The 21,815-nt window shown below is 34.9% G+C and carries 15 protein-coding genes; 14 read left to right on the top strand and 1 reads right to left on the bottom strand.

What is annotated here, in order from left to right; all coding sequences use genetic code 11:
* Positions 1-123: transposase (locus C9J38_RS10945; RefSeq protein WP_146144061.1), on the bottom strand; the 123-nt coding region annotated here is incomplete at its 3' end.
* Positions 124-288: 165 nt separating this feature from the next.
* On the opposite strand from C9J38_RS10945, the gene C9J38_RS10950 reads away from it, so the two are divergent.
* From C9J38_RS10950 to C9J38_RS11015, 14 genes are all read left to right on the top strand, one after another.
* A complete protein-coding gene (locus tag C9J38_RS10950) occupies positions 289-594 on the top strand; it encodes a DUF6482 family protein (RefSeq protein WP_107207236.1) in 306 nt (101 codons plus the stop codon).
* A 381-nt stretch (positions 595-975) separates the two neighbouring features.
* Positions 976-1,797, top strand: coding sequence for a C40 family peptidase (locus tag C9J38_RS10955; RefSeq protein WP_107207122.1), 822 nt, complete (start codon positions 976-978; stop codon positions 1,795-1,797).
* A 354-nt stretch (positions 1,798-2,151) separates the two neighbouring features.
* Complete coding sequence (wecB, locus tag C9J38_RS10960) at positions 2,152-3,219, top strand: non-hydrolyzing UDP-N-acetylglucosamine 2-epimerase (protein ID WP_107207123.1); 1,068 nt, start codon at positions 2,152-2,154, stop codon at positions 3,217-3,219.
* Positions 3,220-3,221: 2 nt separating this feature from the next.
* Complete coding sequence (locus C9J38_RS10965) at positions 3,222-5,417, top strand: glycosyl transferase family protein (RefSeq protein WP_107207124.1); 2,196 nt, start codon at positions 3,222-3,224, stop codon at positions 5,415-5,417.
* Positions 5,417-8,437, top strand: a complete 3,021-nt coding sequence (locus tag C9J38_RS10970; RefSeq protein WP_107207125.1) for a hypothetical protein — start codon at positions 5,417-5,419, stop codon at positions 8,435-8,437. Before C9J38_RS10965 ends, C9J38_RS10970 begins: the two co-directional genes overlap by 1 nt.
* The gene (locus C9J38_RS10975) at positions 8,359-9,282 is read left to right on the top strand and encodes a DUF4434 domain-containing protein (protein WP_107207126.1); all 924 of its coding nucleotides are present in this window, start codon (positions 8,359-8,361) and stop codon (positions 9,280-9,282) included. Before C9J38_RS10970 ends, C9J38_RS10975 begins: the two co-directional genes overlap by 79 nt.
* Positions 9,283-9,698: 416 nt before the next feature.
* Complete coding sequence (gene wecB, locus C9J38_RS10980) at positions 9,699-10,760, top strand: non-hydrolyzing UDP-N-acetylglucosamine 2-epimerase (protein WP_107207127.1); 1,062 nt, start codon at positions 9,699-9,701, stop codon at positions 10,758-10,760.
* Between the two features lie 2 nt (positions 10,761-10,762).
* Positions 10,763-12,961: a glycosyl transferase family protein gene (locus C9J38_RS10985; RefSeq protein ID WP_107207128.1), complete on the top strand. Its 2,199-nt coding sequence runs from the start codon at positions 10,763-10,765 to the stop codon at positions 12,959-12,961.
* Positions 12,958-15,975, top strand: a complete 3,018-nt coding sequence (locus C9J38_RS10990; RefSeq protein ID WP_233218499.1) for a hypothetical protein — start codon at positions 12,958-12,960, stop codon at positions 15,973-15,975. Before C9J38_RS10985 ends, C9J38_RS10990 begins: the two co-directional genes overlap by 4 nt.
* On the top strand, positions 15,897-16,820 hold the full coding sequence (locus C9J38_RS10995) for a DUF4434 domain-containing protein (protein WP_107207130.1): 924 nt from the start codon (positions 15,897-15,899) through the stop codon (positions 16,818-16,820). Before C9J38_RS10990 ends, C9J38_RS10995 begins: the two co-directional genes overlap by 79 nt.
* Positions 16,821-17,293: 473 nt before the next feature.
* Entirely contained in the window at positions 17,294-18,031 is a 738-nt protein-coding gene (locus C9J38_RS11000) for a hypothetical protein (protein ID WP_107207131.1), read from the top strand.
* Positions 18,032-18,081: 50 nt separating this feature from the next.
* Positions 18,082-18,729, top strand: a complete 648-nt coding sequence (locus C9J38_RS11005) for a nuclease-related domain-containing protein (protein WP_107207132.1) — start codon at positions 18,082-18,084, stop codon at positions 18,727-18,729.
* 254 nt (positions 18,730-18,983) lie between these two features.
* Entirely contained in the window at positions 18,984-19,124 is a 141-nt protein-coding gene (locus C9J38_RS21900; protein WP_199188105.1) for a hypothetical protein, read from the top strand.
* Positions 19,125-20,013: 889 nt separating this feature from the next.
* Entirely contained in the window at positions 20,014-21,807 is a 1,794-nt protein-coding gene (locus tag C9J38_RS11015) for a DUF262 domain-containing protein (protein ID WP_107207134.1), read from the top strand.
* Positions 21,808-21,815: the final 8 nt, after the last annotated feature.

A 21,815-nucleotide genomic window follows, 5' to 3' on the forward strand; every position in this document is an offset into this window, starting at 1 on the left:
CGTAGATTTACCCACATTCATGGCCTGAGCAGCTTCAGTTACTGAATAGTTTTGATCGATAACTAATTGTGCTGCCTCTAATTTAAATTCAGCACTAAATAATCGTCTTGTTCGTTTTGTCATGATGCCACCTACTCAGAGGTGATGATATCACCTCTGAGTAGGTGGCCAAATTTAATGTACCACTACACTTGGTTATATAACATTACGAAGTAAATAATCTTTTTTCTCACTTGGTACGTAACAGTCATTACACTTAATGTTTAAAACAAAGAGAAGAGACACATGATGACGATGCCACTAAGTAAACTAGAAAAATTCTTTTACATTGATAAATTGGTTGTTCATTCGTTAGATTTATCATTGTATCAAGTATCAGTGGTTATAGATGAACAAGAGCATTACATTACTAATGAAAAAGGTGATTACATCAAAGCGATTTCTATATTAGAAATACAAAAAATATGCAGGAAATTAAAAGTAAAAACCTGGGTGCTTAGGCAACAAAGTGCTTACGATGAAATGATAGGTATGCCAAATGGCAAACAAGATAATACGTTAGAAGTACCATTAAGCAATAATAAATTTTATTAAATTACTGAGTATAATAAATGAGGTGCTTTTCTTGTCATTTTAATCACTATCAATAAATGACAACAAAACGATAATCAATATATTTAAATATAAACAGAGCCATTCATAAGGTGAATGATTGTGTGATAAATAGCTGCATATTTCTGTAAATAAAATCGAATTATTGCTAAATAATCAATGTATACTATTCATAGTGATGACTAATAGCTTATTTTTCAAAAATAAAAAGTTAGTAATATCTAATATCTGTTTTTATAACTGTCTATTCTCTATAGAATCAAAGTCATAATACTAACTATCGAAAAAAGCAATATCTTGCTTATTAAGTTGCAATAATAAGCGATTATATTAGTAGACGATAAAAACATAGCAGCATCACTCATGTCTTCATATCGCCTTAAAAACGTATTAAAAGCTAAATTAAGAAAGACGTTATTATTGTCCTTAATAGCTTTACCGATAACAGCATTCGCACATACGCATTCTGAACATCATGTTGAACTTGATAAAAAACATCATTCAAATATTCATCATCATGTAGTTACTCACCATTACAGTCATAATATTGAACATAAACATAGCAAAACACCAAAACATAGTGAGAAGCATGAAACGCATCATGCACATTCAACACACCACAGCACAAATCATCATGTAGTGCATAAATCGCATTACTCACACCATGATAGTCACTCAAGGTACCATGATAGTCACTCAAGGCATCATGTTAGTGCTAGGAGGCATAGAATTCCTGTCGATTACTACACCTTGAAAGGGCATTACGTACATCACAGATCATTTTGGTCTGATGTCAGGAATTTGAGGCTGTCTCAAAAATGGCGTTCTAAGATCTGGCATGCTTATTCACATTGGGCGCATACGCCATACCTTTATGGTGGTAACTCACATCATGGTATTGATTGCTCAGCATTTGTTCGTCGAGTGTTTAATGAGGTCTATCATGTACATTTACCAAGAACTACATTACAGCAAGTAAAACTGGGTTATAAAGTTAGAAAACAAAACCTTCACTATGGTGATTTAGTCTTCTTTAAAACCAGTGGCTGGCATCACCATGTTGGAATCTACTTAGATCACGGACGTTTTGTGAATGCAACAAGTTCACGCGGTGTGGCTATATCCAATATTAATCATCCCTATTGGCGTAAACGTCTATGGCAAATACGTCGATTAGTTGATTAGACGATTAATGAAATAAAGTAAACTAAGTGCTGCTGATATAGTGGCACTTTTTTTATATGTATATGAATAAAAAATTGAAATAAAGATTTGAAATTATTCATTTAGAAACTATAAATATACTAATAATTTATAAAGTTTATCTCGTGTTATTTTAGAAGTCCGATTAAATCAACTCATTTTTTAACTGATACCTATAGTAAAGTTATATGAATTTTATATTAAGATTTTATTACATTTAATTAAAGGTTTACGGTTTATACAAGTTAAAGAAAGTAAATGTAATTATTTCAATTAGTAAACACTGTTTTTACATGGATAGAATATTACGCTTTATTTTATTAATGGGTGAGTATTATGGATAAAAAAACATTACTTATTACAGGGACAAGACCTGAAATAATAAAAATGGCTCCGGTGTATACTGAATTTAAAAACCAAGATAAAGATATTGAATGGTGTCACACTGGTCAACATGATTCTCTTGCAGAGCAAACATTTGAAGTCTTTGATATTAAACCTGATTATATATTTCAACGTCCTACAGGCACTACATTAGTTGATCTTTTATCTGGCTTAATGACAAATATTCAACCGTTGCTGCAAAAAAATAGCTACGATTGCGTTTTGGTTCATGGTGATACCAGCTCAACTCTTGCTGGGGCTTTGGCAGCATATTACGCAAAAGTACCTTGTATTGGACACGTTGAAGCAGGGCTTCGATCTGGCAGCTTACAACATCCATTTCCGGAAGAATCTAATAGAACATTAGTCGCTCGTATTGCGAATTTACATTTTTCCCCGACTGAAATTGCACAAAAAGCATTATTAGCAGAGGGGATTAAAATAGATACAATCGTTGTAACGGGCAATACTATAATTGATGCGCAAAAGTTATTAATAAATAAAGGGTTAGTGAACCCTACGGTGAGCAATACAGTATTAGTTACGACTCATCGACGTGAAAATTGGCAATCCATTCCCACAATCAGCCAAGCAATTAAACATCTCTCCTCAATTAAGCCTGAATTAGATTTTGTCTTTGTCGTGCATCCCAACCCAACAGTAAAGCAAGCTGTATTAGATAACTTAAGTGGCATTGAAAATATTACCATTGTTGAGCCGTTAGATTACCTAGCGCTTCAGCAACTATTAGCTTCTGCTGTTTTAATTATGACCGATTCTGGTGGTATTCAAGAAGAGGCACCGACTTATGGCACGCCTGTTGTGATTTTACGAGAAACGACAGAGCGACCAGAAGCAATACATTTAGGTTTATCAAAACTTGCAGGAGCAAAAGATTATAAATCTATTGTAGATGCGGCCTTAACATTATTATCTATTGGTAAATCAGACGCTTGCTTTAATCCATATGGTAAAGGAAATGCATCCAAAATCATTCTCCAACGAGTGCAAGAGTTCTAATTATGGATATGTTCGATATTTTCATTTATTACCTATATGGATTACGTCTCGTTTTATTTGTGACTATGGTGATCTTATGTATTTGCGGTATCGATGATCTATTTGTTGATATTTATTACTGGGTGCGTCACTTATGGCGTAAAGGAACCGTTTATAAAAAATACACACGCAAAAACGTGGATGATCTTTATCAAAAAGACGAACAACCACTGGCTATCATGGTACCAGCCTGGCAGGAATTTGGTGTTATTGACAAAATGGCTGAGCTTACCGCGTCAAGTTTGGATTATGAAAATTACCAAATATTTGTAGGCACTTATCCGAACGATCCTGAAACCCAAGCTGATGTTGATCGAGTTTGCATGCGTTTTCCTAACGTGCATAAAGTTGTGTGTGCAAGGCCAGGACCGACTAGCAAGGCTGATTGCTTAAATAATATTATCTCATCAATTATTGAATTTGAGAAAAAGGCAAAGATTAAATTTTCGGGGTTTATTTTGCATGACGCTGAAGACATTGTATCGCCAATGGAATTACGTCTTTACAACTACTTATTGCCTGAAAAAGACCTCATTCAGTTACCTGTATATCCGTATACCCGCAAATGGTATCAAATGACGCCAGGGCATTATGCGGACGAATTTGCAGAATTACATGGCAAAGATGTTGTTGTCCGTGAATCTATTGCAGGGCAAGTACCTAGTGCTGGTGTGGGTACCTGTTTTAGTCGCAGAGCAATTTTAAAACTATTGGTTACCGGTGATGGTTTAGCGTTCGATGTTCAATCATTAACTGAGGATTATGAGATAGGCTTACGCTTAAAACAGTGGGGCATGAGCGAGATATTTGTACGTTTTCCTATTATTGATAAAGAACAACCAACACTAAAAGAATCGTCATTAGGCGTATCCCTGCATGATGGTAGTGTAGTTTGTGTGCGTGAACATTTTCCGACAACCTTTAGCGCTGCAGTACGTCAAAAAAGCCGTTGGATAGTGGGTATCGTGTTTCAGGGCTTTAATAAACAAAAATGGACCAATGACTGGAAGTTAAATTATTTTTTGTGGCGCGATAGAAGAGGCTTTATTAATAATACGATAGGCTTTTTGTCTATGGTTATTTTCCTTCAATTAGTGGCGCTCAGTATTTATTCTTACTTTGTGAAAGATGGTTATCATTTTTTGTCAATTATTGCTGATAATAAAGTGACTCAAGTACTATTAGTGATTAACACTTTCCTACTAATCAACCGCTTATTACAACGATTTTATTTTGTTAGCCGATATTATGGTTACTTTGAAGGTTTCCTATCATTGCTACGTTTATGTTGGGGAACGGTGATTAACTTTGCAGCTAATGTACGTGCGATTCGTCAAGTAATTCAACAAGGTGATGTTCATCGTGTTGCTTGGGATAAAACGACCCATGATTTTCCAACTCTTGCTAATGATTCACGAAAGCAACCACTTGGTGAGATATTAAAACGTAACATGAAAATTTCAGAAGAGATGCTAACAAGTGTCCTTCTTGATATGCCTAAAAATCGCTTGATAGGCTCGTATTTAGTTGAGCAAGGCATAGTCAGCAATGATGATTTAAGTCAGGCGATTGCAGAACAATTTGAAGAAGAATTTGAACACTGTGATCCCTTTGAATTAGATCCTTCACTCATACATCTATTACCTAAAAAACTGGCCTTAAAATACTCGGTACTACCTTTGCGGAAAGATGGTAATACTTTGATTTTAGGAAAAGAAATGCCATTAAGCCCTGTCGCAAAAGCAACAATTTCGAGACGTTTAAAGTGCCCAGTTAAATCAGTGATCACCACCAATGGTGCAGTGACACTAGGGCTAAGATACTGGTATTTAGAACAAAAAGGGATCAATCCTTATCACATAATTAAGACCATGGTCGGTCACCATAAATACTCAAAAGCCAAATATAAGCCTTTGATTGATAAATACTATGCAACACAAAGTCAGTTGGGGCAGTGTTTGTTAATGAGTAGGGCAATTGAACCTGCTGTATTACATCAAGCAATTCTTGCTTATGAAAACGAGCATGAAAAAAGCTTCGGAAAATTTTTGATTAATCATCGCTATGTCACCAAAGAAGTAATTGATAAAGCACTTGAATTACAAGTCGACCAACAAATGAATGTTGATAACCTTATTAATGAGTGTAAACAGTACTAATGAATTATATCGAAAAAGCTTTAATCGCAAGCGTTTGTACATTATTAAGTATCAGAGTTGATGCGGATGACAATATTTACACTAATTTGTCCGATCTTGAACATTTTCGTACATACCCGTATGTTGATAAAGCGTTTAAAATGCAAAATAATCAACAATACAATGCGGCATTAGAAGAGCTAAATAATGCATTAGCAATTGTTCCAGCCCATATTCCTTTTTTAAAATTTGGTTATCAACTAGCAGTCAAAGCCGATCAACCTATCAACATTCAACTCAAGTATCTAACTAAAATTCCGCAGGGTAAAAGGGGGGATGACATTCTTAATGTTTGGCTTGACGATGCCAACAACGGCAAGATCTATACGGATACCCAATTACAACGTATTGCTAGTACATTAACATCTAAACAGATGAAAAAGTTCTTTATATACAATGTTTATAAACTGTTAAAAAAATATAATGCAGAAACTGCAGTCGAATGGTCGTATAGTAAGCCTAATAAATATAAATCATTAGCGACTTTGCATTTTGAAGCGTATAACCTTTTTGCAATAAAAAAACATGAAAAAGCCCAGCCGTTGCTAGAAAAACTTTATGAGTCATCACATAGCAACCAAACATATTTAAAGTATTTAGCCTTGAATACACTCGCAAATGGCAATGAAACTCAAGCATTAAAATATGCGGAAAAGATAATATTAGACAGTAGTTATAAAGACTTTTACAACCAGTATATAGAGTACCTATTATCAACTTATCAATACCGTAAAGCCAAAATTGAGCTCAATAAATTACACGATAATAATGCGCTACCAGAATCTTTTGCCAAACAGCATGATTATCTTAATTTATTAAATCAACAAACACTTAAAGAATTTTCGGTAATGTCTGATTGTCTAAAAAAGACAGTTACCAAGATCAGTACAAATAAAGCAGAACTAGCGCGATTTCAGTTTAAACACTGTAAGCCAGAAACTGACTCAGTAATGTGGATTAAACTGGCAAGTGAATTGAATTTATATACACAAATTGAAAACACCCAATTTAATACAGCAAGTGCTAAAAAGTTGAAAAAAGAGGTGTTACTAACACATTATAAACAACAACAAAAATGGTTGAAAATCATAAACGAATTAAAAGATGATGGCTATAAATCACCATCATTATCACGTGATTTGGCTTATGCCTATTCACAAGTAAATCAATATAATAAATCTGCTCAGATCTTTTTTATCAACTATAAAAACAACCATCAGAATAGCGATTTAAGCCATGCTATTTTTAATGCGTTACAGTCGCCAAATGGGGATGAAATTGCAGCTTCGATGGTTAACTATGGATTGAAAAAACAGAAAGGAAAATTACTCGCTGATCCAATGTTTGTTAAGAACATTCTCAATATAACGCAACGTAACGTAAGATTATTCTCACCACAGAGTATTGCAGCCGCCAACCGAAAAATAGTGACATTGTCACCTAAAGTTTGGGGAATGCAGCATCAATGTCATTTGATTGAAGGCTTATCTACTAATGATGACTTTTTAAAACAAGCAATCGCATATTGTGTTGCTGATAAGGATCCGCTGAAGGCAGCTAAGCATTACCAATCCTCGCTTAAGCAACAACCCACCAAAGAACAAGCATTACTATTAGCAGAATGGTTTGCAAAAGCAAACGAATATCAAGCCAGTTCGACATATTGGCTTAAAGCGGTGCGTAACAGTACTGACCTAAAAGGGCTTACGCCATATTCACGTTATCTGTTTATTCATACACTTAATAAGGTAGGACAACCAACACTGGCTAATCAGTCTTGGGTAGAATCGGACTTTGATAAAAAAAATGTACAATGGTGGGAGTTAGGCATTGATATTGCTAAAAAGTTAGAAGACCAAGAAATATTTATTGCACGTATAGAGCAAGGCGTTGATCACACAGAATCATCAGTATTAACACAGTATCTAGCCGAACATATAGTGAAAACGAATGATAGTCGATTAGCTAACAAACTGTTTGAAAATGATAAAACGGGCAATGCTAGTGCATTACTGGGTTATCAAATCTATAAAAAAGATCCACAGTTAGCACTACGTGCATTTGAAAGTGCATATCGTTATCCGAAGCACAAAAAAAATGTAGATATGATCTCTCAATATGCTGATCTTGAATATAAAAATGGCAATCTTAGCAATGCACAACAGCTTTATAAGTCTGCGATTGATCAAGTACTTGAACAAAAAGAAGCTAATCCGAAATTATTAGCGTACTTACAAAGCTCACATAAGAATATTGATTTAGGTTGGAAATACAATGTTTCTGGTTGGGTAGGAACAGATCAACAAAATGCGATACCTGGACTAACTAACAGCACAGGCAATTACTTTTTATACGAAGAAGCCAAATACTATTTTGAAAAACCTTGGTTACCACGTTCTGCTTTTTCGATTGCGGCGTTAAGTAATGGGGGATTTGAAAATAAGTTATCGGACAATATCACCGATATAGACTTATCATATCAAATTCAGCCCTTTGCTAAACATAACAGCTACTTAAAAGCAGGCGTACGTCAGCGAGTTATTGGAAAAGATCGTAAAACACGACCTTACCTTCGTATTAGTTCCAACGTATTATCAAATGATAAATGGTCAAAAGATTGGAAGCCAGAGCCTGACCAGTGGCTATATCAAAGTCTTTATGCTGATGGTCTAATTTACGTTGATAATTTACATGATTATATTTTGTTTGCTCGCTACGAAATAGGTAACACATTTAAAATTAAAGAGAAATACCAGCAAAGGCTTACTCCATATACATTTGTACAATGGTCCGACGACAGTGAAGACATATCGACTGTTGTTGGCTTGGGAGTAAGTTGGAACTTTAAATTGTTTAACACAAAATACAATGGCTTGAACCTAGATTCAGAAGTAGGTCTTGAATGGCAACATACAGTAGAAAGTTCACAACGCAACAAATCAGACGATGCTGCATTAGTACGGTATTCCTTTTCCTTTTAATCGGTTGCCAGAACACTGCCCAGAAAAACGATCTCAGCATCTTTTACCAACCACTCAATCAAGACTACGATATTTCAATAAAGCAATGGCAGCATTTTGGAACTGAAATAAAAAAGCTAGGCGTTCAAAATGTTGTTATCCAATGGACGCAATATGGCAATGAAACTTTTGGTGAATCACATGGTTGGCTTGCTAAGCGGATGGAAGTACTTCAAGACAACAATATAAAGCTATGGGTTGGCTTATATTCAGATCCAAATTATTTTCGACAAATACATACAGATCAAACCGCACAAAAAGTATATTTAAAGCAATATTTCGATAAGTTACATGAATCCTATTTACAATGGCGAGTATGGTTAAAGGTATATGCTAATAAAGTCCAAGGGTTATATTTACCATTGGAATTAAGCGATTATGACTTCAAAACACCAGCTCAAAGAGAACAGTTGGCAGAGATCTTAGCGCAACAAGTGAAGTTATATGACCAGCCATTAATGATAAGCCTTTATCTATCGGGTGAATTACCTCAAAAACAGATAAAGCTATGGACAGAGCAACTTACGAACTTGGGTTTAATTGTCTACGTACAAAATGGTGCGGGAACTCAAGCATTATCGGCAGATGAACGGCATGCATACTTAAATGATTTAGACTGTAATGTCGGCATTATCCGCGAAATCTTCGTGCAAGACAAAGCATATAAAAGTTTCAAAGCTGATCGTATAAGTAAAGGAAAACTCGACGGCATTTTGAACGAAAAAACCTGCCATCCAGACGCTATGTTTTCTTTACGTTACTTACCCATCAATTCCAATCCATTGAAATTGGTTGGCGAAAAGTAATTTCATTGTGGGTATATTTTTTATATTTAAAATTGAAATATAAATTTGCAGTAAATTATATTTCAATTAAATAAGAGAGCGATGTGTCGCTCTTTTTTAGTTTTAAGTATATGTAATTCATGATGTTGGAGAGAATATAAGTACCTTTTCCTTACAATCATTTTAAACGGTGTATTATTTTTTTCTTTTTATAATTGAATATATTGTTTTATTATCGTAAATTCAGTCCGAATTATAGGTTGATTGAAAGTTACGTAAAAGTCATTAATTTTATTTATTTTTACTACATATTCATTAATAAATATTAACAATCATTGGTTAATAGCTTTTTGGATATTATAGGGGAGTTTTATATTAATATTTAATATTAAAATTTCAGATGGGTTTTGAGTTATAAATAGTTTGAGTAAATATCTATGAAAACACTTATTATTACAGGGACTAGACCAGAAATAATAAAAATGGCACCAGTATATGCTGAATTTAAAAAACAAAAAAAGTGGGTTGAATGGTGCCATACAGGGCAACATGACACGCTTGCAGAGCAAACTTTTCGAGTTTTTGAGATCAAACCAGATTATTTCTTTCAACGTCCAGAAGGAAATACATTAACGGATTTAGTCTCTGGTTTAATGGTAAATATTCAATCGGTATTACAAAAGAACGAATACGACTGTGTCCTCGTTCATGGTGATACAAGCTCTACATTAGCCGGTGCTATGGCTGCGTTTTATGCTCAAATACCCTGCATTGGCCATGTTGAAGCTGGTTTGCGTTCAGGTAACTTGCAACATCCTTTTCCAGAAGAATCGAATCGAACCTTAGTCGCTCGTATTGCAAATTTGCATTTTTCTCCAACAGAAATGGCAAAGGAAGCACTACTTGCAGAAGGTATAAAACCTGAATCTGTGATAGTGACAGGTAATACAGCAATTGATGCGCAAAAATTATTATTAGACAAAGGTATCATTAACCTTGAAGCGACTAATACAGTACTTGTTACTGCTCATCGTCGTGAAAATTGGCTGTCTATTCCTACCATTAGCGAAGCAATTAAGAAACTTATTAACTTAAAGCCTGAGTTGCGCTTTGTTTTGGCGGTGCATCCAAATCCAACAGTTAAGCAAGCTGTGATGGATAATTTAAATGGGGTGGAAAACCTATCAATTGTCGAGCCGCTGGACTATTTGGCCTTGCAGCAGACTCTCGCTTCCTCTGTGCTGACTATGACAGACTCTGGTGGTATCCAAGAAGAAGCACCGACTTATGGAACACCAGTTGTAATTTTACGAGAAACGACAGAGCGCCCAGAAGCGCTAAATTTAGGATTATCTATATTAGCGGGAGCCGATGATAGTAATCGTATTGTCGATGCAGCGTTGACACTGTTGCTGCAAGGGAAATCTGAAGATTGTCTAAACCCATACGGTAAAGGCGATGCATCAGCCCTTATTTGTAAGCGAGTGCACGAGTTCTAATCATGGATATGTTCGATTATTTTCTCTACTACTTATATGGCTTACGCGTTGTACTGTTCGTGACCATGGTGATTTTATGTATTTGTGGTATCGATGACTTGTTCATCGATCTCTACTACTGGATACGCCATTTTTGGCGAAAGGGCACCGTTTATAAAAGATTTTCACGTAAAAATGTAAATGATCTTTATCAAAAAGAAGAGCAGCCATTAGCGATCATGGTACCAGCATGGCAAGAGTTTGGCGTAATCGATAAAATGGCTGAGCTGGCAGCATCTCGCTTAGATTATGAAAACTATCAAATTTTTGTTGGTACTTATCCTAACGACCCTGAAACACAAGCTGATGTTGATCGTGTTTGTGCGCGTTTCCCTAACGTACATAAAGTGGTGTGTGCTCGCCCAGGGCCAACCAGTAAAGCAGATTGCTTAAACAATATTATTTCATCAATTATAGAGTTTGAGAAAAAAGCAAAAATCGAATTTTCAGGTTTTATTCTCCATGATTCAGAAGACATTGTTTCACCAATGGAACTGCGCCTTTACAACTACTTATTGCCTGAAAAAGATCTGATTCAGTTGCCTGTTTATCCTTATACCCGTAAATGGTATCAAATGACACCGGGCCACTACGCTGATGAATTTGCTGAATTACATGGTAAAGATGTTGTTGTTCGAGAAGCGATAGCAGGACAAGTACCTAGTGCTGGTGTGGGGACATGTTTTAGCCGTAAAGCGATTTTAAAACTATTAGTGGCAGGTGATGGTTTACCATTTGATGTTCAATCATTAACGGAAGACTACGATATTGGTTTACGGCTGAAGCAATGGGGAATGAACGAAATCTTTGTACGTTTCCCTATTATTGATAAAGACCAATCAACACTCAAAGAAGACTCAATTGGGGTATCCCTGCATGACGGTAACGTTGTCTGTGTGCGTGAATATTTCCCTACAACATTTAGTACAGCTGTCCGTCAAAAAAGCCGCTGGATTATTGGTATCGTTTTCCAAGGTTTTAAAAATACCAAATGGACGAGCGATTGGAAGTTAAATTACTTTTTATGGCGTGACAGAAGAGGTTTTATTAACAATACGATAGGCTTTCTATCTATGCTTATCTTTTTACAATTAGTGGGACTAACAATCTATTCCTACTTTGTGAAAGATGGCTTCCATTTCCTATCTATAATTGCTAACGATAAGACCACTCATATTCTTTTAGTGATTAATACCTTATTGTTTATTAACCGCTTATTCCAACGTTTTTTCTTTGTAAGCCAATACTATGGTTATTTAGAAGGCGTGCTATCACTACTACGTTTATGTTGGGGCACTGTTATTAACTTTGCTGCTAACGTTCGTGCTATTACACAAGTTATTCAACAAGGTGATGCAAGGCGTGTTGCTTGGGATAAAACTACCCATGATTTTCCAAGCATTCAAGATGAAATACGGAAAAAGCCAATTGGAGAGATCTTAAAAGAAAACAATAAAATAACGGAAGAAATGCTGAATAGTGTATTAATTAATATGCCGAAAGACCGTTTACTCGGCTCGTACTTAGTTGAGCAAGGTATTGTGAGCAATGACGATTTAAGTAAAGCAATTGCTGAGCAATTTGAATCTGAATTTGAACACTGTGATCCCTTTGATTTAGAACCTGCACTTATTGAATTGTTACCTAAAAAACTGGCATTGAAGTACTCGGTACTGCCACTACGAAAAGACGGTGAAATGCTCGTGCTAGGTAAAGAAATGCCATTAAGCCCTGTAGCGTTAGCAACGATAAAAAGACGATTAAAGTGCCCTGTAAAATCAGTAATTACGACTAATGGTGCTGTGACATTAGGTTTACGCTACTGGTATTTAGAGCAAAAAGAGATTAATCCTCATAAAGTGATTGAAGAAACCGTTGGTAAGAAAAATCTTTCTCAAGAGGCTTACAACACTCTGATTGATCAGTACTTTGCAACACAGAGTCAACTAGGTCAGTGTTTATTAATGAGTAAACAAATAGAGTCAGCGGTGCTGAATCAGGCTATCCTTGCTTATGAAAAAGAATATGAGCAAAGTTTTGGTGCATTTTTAATTCAGCACCATTACGTGACAAAAGAAGCCATAGACAAAGCATTGGAGCTTCAAGCTTCACAGCAAATGAATGTTAATCAACTTATTAATGAATGCAAACAGTACTTATGAATAACTTCAAAAGAACATCAATCGCTATGGCTTGTGCATTTATGAGTGTCAATGTACATGCGTCAGCTAATATTTATGCGCATCTTACAGATTCAGAGCATTTTCGCACTTATCCGTATATTGATAAGGCGTATCAGGAACAAAAAAACAAACAATACAATGCAGCATTGAAAGAAGTGGATCACGCACTCATTATTGTTCCGAACCATGTTCCTTTTTTAAAATTCGCTTATCAGTTAGCTGTAAGTGCCGGTAAGCCGATTGAAACGCAATTAAAATATTTAACCAAAATACCAAAGAATGAGAGGGGTAATGAGGTTCTCAATGTCTGGTTGAATAACGCAAAAAATGGCAAGTTTTACACGCAGGAACAGTTGAAAAAAATTGCTGACACACTAACAGCAACACAAATGCAGAGTTTCTTTGCTAATAATCTGTACAATATAGATAAACAGTATGGCTCAACCAAAGCATTACAATGGTCATATAATAAGCCAGATAAATATAAGTCGTTAATAACGCTTCGCTATGAAGCTTATCATTTATATTCAGACAAGAAGTATGCTGAAGCACAACCAATACTTGATTCAATTTATCAATCACACTCGAGTAATCAGACGGATTTAAAATATCTTGCTCTTACTACATTAATGAATGGTAATGAGATAAAGGCGCTGAGTTATGCGTCTAAACTTATTTCATTTCCTGATCAGCAAGAGTTTTACAACCAATATATTGAACATTTATTGGCGACATACCAATACAAAAAAGCACGAAAAGAACTAAATCGCTTATATGACAATAATGCGCTTTCTGATGTGTTTATTAAACAACGAGATTACTTAAATTCATTAGATGAACAAGTCATTAATGAATTTGCCGAAATGACGCCTTGTTTGAAACAAACAATGAATAGTATATCGGAAGATAATATCACACAGGCCAAAATGAAATTGAAGCAATGTGATCCGCAGAAAGACTCAACAATGTGGATCGAACTTGATGATAAATTAGGGTTGTATGGCCAACTAGAAAAAATTGACTTTAAGCAGAGTAGCGCAAAGAAATTGAAAACAAGCGTGCTATTAACGCACTACAAGAATCAACGCGCATGGTCGAAGATAATCAATTTATTAAAAGATAACGATCATCAGGAGTCATTTGGCAGAGAACTTGCGTATGCCTATTCAAAAGTAAAACAATACGGTAAAGCAGCCAGAGTATCTTTTCAGATTTACAAAAATGATCACCATAACTCCGATTTAGTTCATGCGGTGTTTAATGCGTTACAATCTTCCAATGGGGATAAACTCGCAGCATCAATGATTAAATACGGCTTACAAACACATAAACAAAAGCTATTGGCCGATCGTAAAATTGTTAATAACATCTTAGATATTGCTCAACGTAATATTACATTGTTTACCCCGCAAATCATTGCGGACGCAAATAGAAATAAAGTGACATTGTCACCTCAGGTTTGGCAGTTACAGCAGCAATGTAAGATGGTTGATGGCTTAGTAACAAATAATGACTATTTAAACCAAGCGATCGCATATTGTGTGGTTAATCATGATCCATTGAAAGCAGCAGAGCAGTATCAGGCAACAATAAAAAACGCTCCGACAACTCAACAATCATTAGTGTTAGCGCAATGGTTCGCTAAAGCAAAAGCGTATAAGGTCAGTGAATCATACTGGCATAAAGCTGTGCGTAATACGTCAGATTTTAAAAACCTACCACCATACTCACGTTATTTAGATATAGAAACGATGAATGAAGTAGGGCAAACAAAGCGTGCAAATCAGGACTGGTTGGAATCAAACTTTGATAAACAGAATGAACAGTGGTGGCAGCTAGGCATTGATATTGCTAAAAAAATGGATGATAAAGCCACTGTAATATCACGTATAGAGCAAGGGATTAATCACACCCAGTCATCGGAATTAATCAAAGATCTTGCTACATACATAGCAGAAAATAACGATACCGAATTAGTAAAAAAATTGTTTGAAAGCGACAAAACCGGTAACGCGAGTGCGCTATTAGGTTACCAAACTTATCAAAAAGACCCTGAGTTAGCGCAGCAGGCGTTTGCTAATGCATATCAACATCTGAAGTATAAAAAAGATGTCAATATGACTGCAGAATATGCTGATATCGCAAATAAAAACGGTGATACAGCACTTTCATCACAGCTATATAAAGCCGCTATTGATCAGGAGCTAACTAGCCCAGCACCAAACAAGAAACTGATTAATTACTTACAAAGCTCACATAAAAACATCAATTTAGGCTGGAAATATAATATCGCGGGTTGGATTGGGACTGATCAACAACAAGCAATGCCAGGGGTATCTAGTCGAGCAGGAAACTACTTCTTATACAGTGATGCTAAATACTATTTTGAACATCCGTGGCTCCCACGCAGTGCATTTTCTATTGCAGCATTAAGTAATGGGGGATTTGCTAATACATCATCAGACAATACCACTGACTTGGATTTATCGTATCAAGTCCAACCCATAGCAAGCCATGATACTTATTTAAAAGCCGGTGTTCGCCAACAAGTAATAGGCGATGACCATAAATTACGACCTTATCTACGTGTTAGTTCAAACGTACTTTCAAACGATAAATGGTCAAAAGCATGGAAGCCTGATCTCAATCATTGGTTATATCAGAGCGTTTATGCTGACGGACTATTGTATCTAGATAATACAAATGACTATATTTTGTTTGGTCGTTACGAAATTGGTCAAACATTCAAGATGAAAAATGATTACCAACAAAGACTTACGCCATACACATTTATACAATGGGCCGACGACAGTGACAACACATCTACTGTGGCAGGTTTAGGAGCAAGTTGGAACTGGAATTCACATTACACCAAATACAATGGCTTAGACGTAGATTCAGAAGTAGGTCTTGAATGGCAACATACACTACAAAGTTCACAGGGAAACAAATCAGACGATGCTGTATTACTGCGTTTTTCCTTATCTTTTTAACTAGCTGTCAACAAAAGGCAGATAGTCAAAATCTTAGTATTTTCTATCAACCGCTTAATCAAGATCGTGATATCTCACAACAACAATGGAAAGATTTTGGTAGAGAAATCAGGGGTATAGGTATAAAAAACATCGTCATTCAATGGACACAATACGGCAATCAAACCTTTGGAGAGTCTCACGGTTGGTTAGCGCAGCGTATGGAAGCATTGCAAGATGATAATATAAAATTATGGGTCGGATTATATTCCGATCCCAATTATTTCCGTGAGATACATACCAATGCTACAGAGCAAAAAGTGTATTTAACAGAGTACTTTAACAAACTGCATAAATCATACATGCAGTGGAAAACTTGGTTAAGAATACACTCAAACAAAGTACAAGGTTTATATTTGCCGTTAGAGTTATCAGATTACGATTTCAAAACACCGGCACAAAGAGAGCAACTGGCACAAATCCTAAAGCAGCAAGTAAAACGGTATGATGAACCATTAATGATCAGTCTTTACTTATCAGGCCAATTAACTCAAAGCCAGATAAAACAATGGACAGATCAACTTACCAACTTAGGTTTAATTGTTTATGTACAAGATGGTGCAGGAACACAAGCATTATCGACAGATGAACGCCATGCTTACTTAGATGACTTAGGCTGTAATGTCGGCATTATCCGCGAAATCTTCGTGCAAGATAAAGCGGCTAAAAGTTTCAAAGCCGATCGTGTGAGTAAAGAAAAATTCGACAGCATTTTGAACGAAAAAACATGCCATCCAGACGCTATGTTTTCGTTACGTTACTTACCGAGCAATCTCAATCCATTGAAATTGGTTGGCGAAAAGTAAGTTTAAGTATTAAGTAACATTAAAGCAGCCTCAAACTCTAATAGCGTTTGAGGCTGTTCTTTTTTGGTAATTCCAAATAATCCTTGTTCAAGAATGCATAGCGTTCGCAGAACAAGAATTATTAATGGTAATTACCTATTTTATGGTAAATACGCAATACTGTTAAATGACCCTGTAACAAACTAAAACTATCAATAAATCAGCAGAGTAGAGTAATACATGTGACACTTTAGTTTGCTGTCTATGACCGATAATAAGCTAGACACCCTATTTAACATAAGGTACATAATGCGCACCGAAGGTGTAGATCCCAAAGTAAAGTGTCATCAACATCATTTTAGGTATAAGTGTTTATTTTATCTCAATTTACGATCATCACTCGCATTTACTAATGATTAAAGTTTATTCGCTTCTGTAGATTATGGTAATTAGTAGTTGATATTTATACGTATTATATTCAATCAAGGAAAGATATGAATAATCACAAACTAGCTTTATCCTTTTTACTTGTCTCACTTAGTTCGGCAACGAGTGCAGCTGAGATATATAAGTGCAATATTGATGATAAAGTTGTGTTTCAGGACTTTCCCTGTGCTGAAGATTATGAATATGGACTTACAGAGTTAGATACATTTGATGGTTGGAAGTATGGAATGAATATTCTAGCCTTTAAAAAGCGATCTAAGTTGAAAAAAATACCGATTAATCCTGGGACTTCAATACTTTATAATCAATATAATGAAAAATATCTGAATAATAAGCCAGATGCTCGAATTTTTAGCTATTCAACTAAAGTCGCTGGTGAATTAGCTAAAGTTTCGCTTTTCTTTACTCAAAAAACACAATCTTTGTATCGTATCCAAGTTAATATTTTTGTTATCTCAATGCCAGCTGAAGAAAAGGAATACTTTTATACCAGCTTAGTTAATCAGCTCACAAAGAAGTACAGTCAATACATAGAAGCTAAAGATTATCCATCTACAGCTAATATCCTTTCAAAATTTATACTTCAAGATACGGTTGGTACAGAGAAAATATGGGGAGCTAACTCTGATAACATAATTTCACTCACTGGAAATACAACGTTAGCCACATCTTATAGACTGAACTATAAATACATCCCTCTTATAAAGAAAAACATAGCGGAAACTACAGATGAAATTCGTTTAAGTACTGACAAAGCTTTTTCAAAAGATTCAATTAAATTGTAGTGAATATAGTTACACAGTGGTAAATTCTTGCTTTTGATTTCGGGTTTCTTATGTTTGATTTCATTTACATTTTTGGATTGTTTTTCAGCTTTATTTGCGGCGTTGCTTTTGCCAAAAGAAAAATATTTGATGTTGAGAAGTCTAGACTTAACATTGGTGAACGATTAGTTTCTAAGAGATTGAACGCTTATCTAATGGATGAGCAAATTGCTGGCATTGTTATAAACAATGTGACTTTGCCTATTGATGGCAGCACAACCCAAATTGATCATATCTTAATTTGTACCAGAGGCGTGTTTGTTGTTGAAACTAAGCACTATAGTGGCTGGATATATGGAGATCCGAAACAAAAGAAATGGATGCAAGTGCTATTCAAAAAGCGTTCGTATTTTCAAAACCCTATCCATCAAAATTACAAGCATATTAAAGCAATTCAAGCCCTGTTCGACTTTGTACCAGAAGAACACATTAAGTCATTAGTTGTATTTACGGGTGACGGCGAATTTAAAACACCGCTACCTAAAGATGTTGTTTTATTGGATGGTATTAAAGATTGGATGAATCAACATGAAAATCATATATTTACTTTAAATCGTATTCAATTTTGTTATGGACGTTTAGAGTATTTACGTATGCCAGATAATGATGAAACCGAACAATTACACTTAAAAAACTTATCTAAACAACATTCTGTTTGATTGTTATGCGCCCTATCATTAATTCATTAATCGTTAAGGGCGTATAAATATTACTTAGCTTCTCGTCTTAACCATAACGATCATCACAACTTGTATTGGTATTTGAATCTGTTTCAGTGTTATTCATTTGCTTAATACACAGATTGGCCATTTGATACTGCAATCACAGCGTTATTGTTTTGTATATTATTTTCCTTGGGTACACGGCATGGATTGCCGTTGTTGGTTTAACCGTTAACAAAACAAAGGATTGTATGAAAAAATTAATTATACTTGCGATCATTGGCTTTGCTGCTTGGTATTACCATGAGCATCACGGTTTTGAGTTTTTAGAAGACTTAGACCTTAATGACTTCAAAATCACTAACAAATACAACAGTGAAAACAAGTTTTAATCGATACATGGCGATTCATCATTATGTGAGATGGTCGCCAAACGTTAATCTTGCTTGGTGCAGATGTTTATAAAGAGATGAGCTAACTTGGTAAAGTTCAAGTTGGATTATTCGACAAACACAACACTTAGGAATCTTTATGGCTAAGCATCAATGCCCTAACTGTCACTCTCCTATTTCCCTTAGTTATTTGTTCTGTAGCAAATACACAACTCAATATCGCTGCGTGAAATGTTCGGCACTTATGGTATCAAACCGTCGTAGAAAAATTACTGGATTAACACTGGTATTCTTTTCTTCATTTTTATACTCATTGATTAATAGCCATGTCCAAAATTTGTTTTTAACAACTTTAGTGGTGTTTATTGTGTTTTTCTCAATCCTTTGGCTGGTTCCAAATCAAGTTGAATTGGTGGATGAGAGTTAGTTCTACTATTTGTGAAACTAAGTGGTTAACTAACCGATACTTGAAGTTTGGCTAGTCTATCTTTGCCGTTAGCCGCAAAGCGGAACCCCTCTAAAATAAATCTCTAAACACCTCCTTTCCCGCTAAGCCGCTTTTGTTCCTTTGGGGTGCTACTGATTTTCATGGTTAAAATAAATTGATAGTCGAATACAAATTAATAAAAGGTTCGTGTTTTTTGGTCTGGGTTCGATGAATACGGGGTGAAAGGTAAATTATTTACTAATTTATCCTCAACCTTATGTTTAGCTTCATCTGGAAGTCTACATTCAAGGTTTGCCATATGACATTTGTTGGAGTGTATAACTTTACTTTAATTTGTTTTATTTATTGATAAGGTAATGATTTTAAATTGAAATTAGTGATTACTAATTATTACTTTCAGTGTATAGTGTTGCATATTGTATAATTGAGAACATTTCAACTATGAACTACGATAAATCAGAGCTTTATATTAATGGTGAAAGCATTCAAAGCCTCTACGCTTCTTATCTGAAAGGTAATTTTCAAGTAAACAGACGTTACCAAAGAAAGTTAGTCTGGAGCATTAATGAGAAGCAATCTTTTATTAATTCTATTAGTAATGGGTATCCTGTTCCTCTTATCTTACTTGCTGAAGCAAATACAAATAACAGAAAGAAAAAAGAAATAATTGATGGCATGCAGCGAATGAATGCCATAATTTCATTTATTGAACAAGAGTTTTCAGTTGATGGAGGATATTTTGATTTAAACACTATTGCTGATACAAAGTTGGCAATGGATGATAAAGTTTTAGTTCAAAAAGAACCCGTTTTATCAAGAGATGTATGTGCTTCGATAGTTAGATACGAAATTCCATTATCAGTTTATCAAGAAAGTACACAAGAACATGTTGATGAAGTTTTTAGACGTCTGAATTCTGGAGGTAAGCACCTTTCAAAACAGGAATTAAGACAAGCAGGATCTACAAGTAAATTTGCTTCAATCGTTAGAAAAGTAGCTGCAAATATTCGAGGTGATTCTAGTCAATCCGATATTTTATCTCTTGATGCAATGAAAACAATTTCAATTACAAACAAGAATTTAGATTATGGTATTAACATAGATAATATATTCTGGGTTAAACAAAATATCATAACTAAGGAATTTTTAAGAGATTCTAAAGATGAAGAAATTATCGCGGATATCGTTTGCTGGATTACTTTGCCTGAAACTAACCGTTCTAGTTCAGTTATATTAGATCAGCTTTACGAAATTAGTGATCATGAAACATCACTTTCAAAACAAGTTGAACTTCAGATACAGAAAGTTAATAGTGAAAATATAATTAACAATATTCAATATGTCTTTGATGAGCTAATTCGTATTATCGAATTATCAGGTAAAACATTCAATACTTTGTTCTTTAAATCAAAACAAGCTAGGATTTCACGTTATTTCCAAATTGTATTTATTTCATTTTATAATTTGATTGTTAATGAAAACTTAACCATATCTAAATCTAAAGAAAAAAAATTAATAGCTCTTTTAGATGGTGCTGGCGATAGAATAATCAATCTATCTGGAGGTGGTGGTAATTGGTCTGCTAAAGAAAAGAAAATTCAAGTTGATTCTTTTACAGGGGTAATAAGAAACAACTTTATTAAGAACAGAAATAATGATCCTTCTCGAAATGAATGGATTACTCGCTTTGAAAACCTATTAATGCAGTCTTCTGTAGAGCAAGTGTTATATGATTTTAAAATGGGACTGTACCCGTTATACGATCATGATAATACAATTTCAAACAACAGCTTACCTAAGATAGTCAAAACTCTTACGGCAATGGTTAATTCATTACCAGAGTCTACTGGTTATTGTATTCTAGGTGTGGCAGATTCTAAAAACGATTCAGACCGTTATGAGTCATTTTTTAATGATAAAGTAGAAAAATATTCTAAGTTCTTTATTACTGGAGTTGATAAAGAAGCAGAAAAAAATCATAAAACATTAGATCTTTATCTCAAAAAAATAAATCAATTAATTGCAAAAGAACCAATTAGTGAACGTGACAAAGATTTTATATGTAGAAATATAAATACTATTTCATACTTAAATAAGACTGTAATTATATTAAAGTTAGAGGTTGGTCAGCAGCCATCTATTTATGATAACAAATACTATGTAAGATATGGTAGTCACGTCACCGAGGTTGAGCCAAAAGACTTTGGTGAATTATATTCTCGTTTTGTAGTTTGATATATCGT

The sequence above is a fragment of the Photobacterium sp. GB-210 genome, assembly GCF_003026075.1.
Taxonomy (GTDB): Bacteria; Pseudomonadota; Gammaproteobacteria; order Enterobacterales; family Vibrionaceae; genus Photobacterium.

Coding starts and splice junctions, on each gene's coding strand:
- C9J38_RS10950 (WP_107207236.1), top strand. CDS start 289: ATGACGATGCCACTAAGTAAACTAGAAAAATTCTTTTACATTGATAAA.
- C9J38_RS10955 (WP_107207122.1), top strand. CDS start 976: ATGTCTTCATATCGCCTTAAAAACGTATTAAAAGCTAAATTAAGAAAG.
- C9J38_RS11005 (WP_107207132.1), top strand. CDS start 18,082: ATGTTTGATTTCATTTACATTTTTGGATTGTTTTTCAGCTTTATTTGC.
- C9J38_RS11000 (WP_107207131.1), top strand. CDS start 17,294: ATGAATAATCACAAACTAGCTTTATCCTTTTTACTTGTCTCACTTAGT.
- C9J38_RS10990 (WP_233218499.1), top strand. CDS start 12,958: ATGAATAACTTCAAAAGAACATCAATCGCTATGGCTTGTGCATTTATG.
- C9J38_RS10970 (WP_107207125.1), top strand. CDS start 5,417: ATGAATTATATCGAAAAAGCTTTAATCGCAAGCGTTTGTACATTATTA.
- C9J38_RS10985 (WP_107207128.1), top strand. CDS start 10,763: ATGGATATGTTCGATTATTTTCTCTACTACTTATATGGCTTACGCGTT.
- C9J38_RS10995 (WP_107207130.1), top strand. CDS start 15,897: ATGGCAACATACACTACAAAGTTCACAGGGAAACAAATCAGACGATGC.
- C9J38_RS10965 (WP_107207124.1), top strand. CDS start 3,222: ATGGATATGTTCGATATTTTCATTTATTACCTATATGGATTACGTCTC.
- wecB (WP_107207127.1), top strand. CDS start 9,699: ATGAAAACACTTATTATTACAGGGACTAGACCAGAAATAATAAAAATG.
- C9J38_RS21900 (WP_199188105.1), top strand. CDS start 18,984: ATGAAAAAATTAATTATACTTGCGATCATTGGCTTTGCTGCTTGGTAT.
- wecB (WP_107207123.1), top strand. CDS start 2,152: ATGGATAAAAAAACATTACTTATTACAGGGACAAGACCTGAAATAATA.
- C9J38_RS10975 (WP_107207126.1), top strand. CDS start 8,359: ATGGCAACATACAGTAGAAAGTTCACAACGCAACAAATCAGACGATGC.
- C9J38_RS11015 (WP_107207134.1), top strand. CDS start 20,014: ATGAACTACGATAAATCAGAGCTTTATATTAATGGTGAAAGCATTCAA.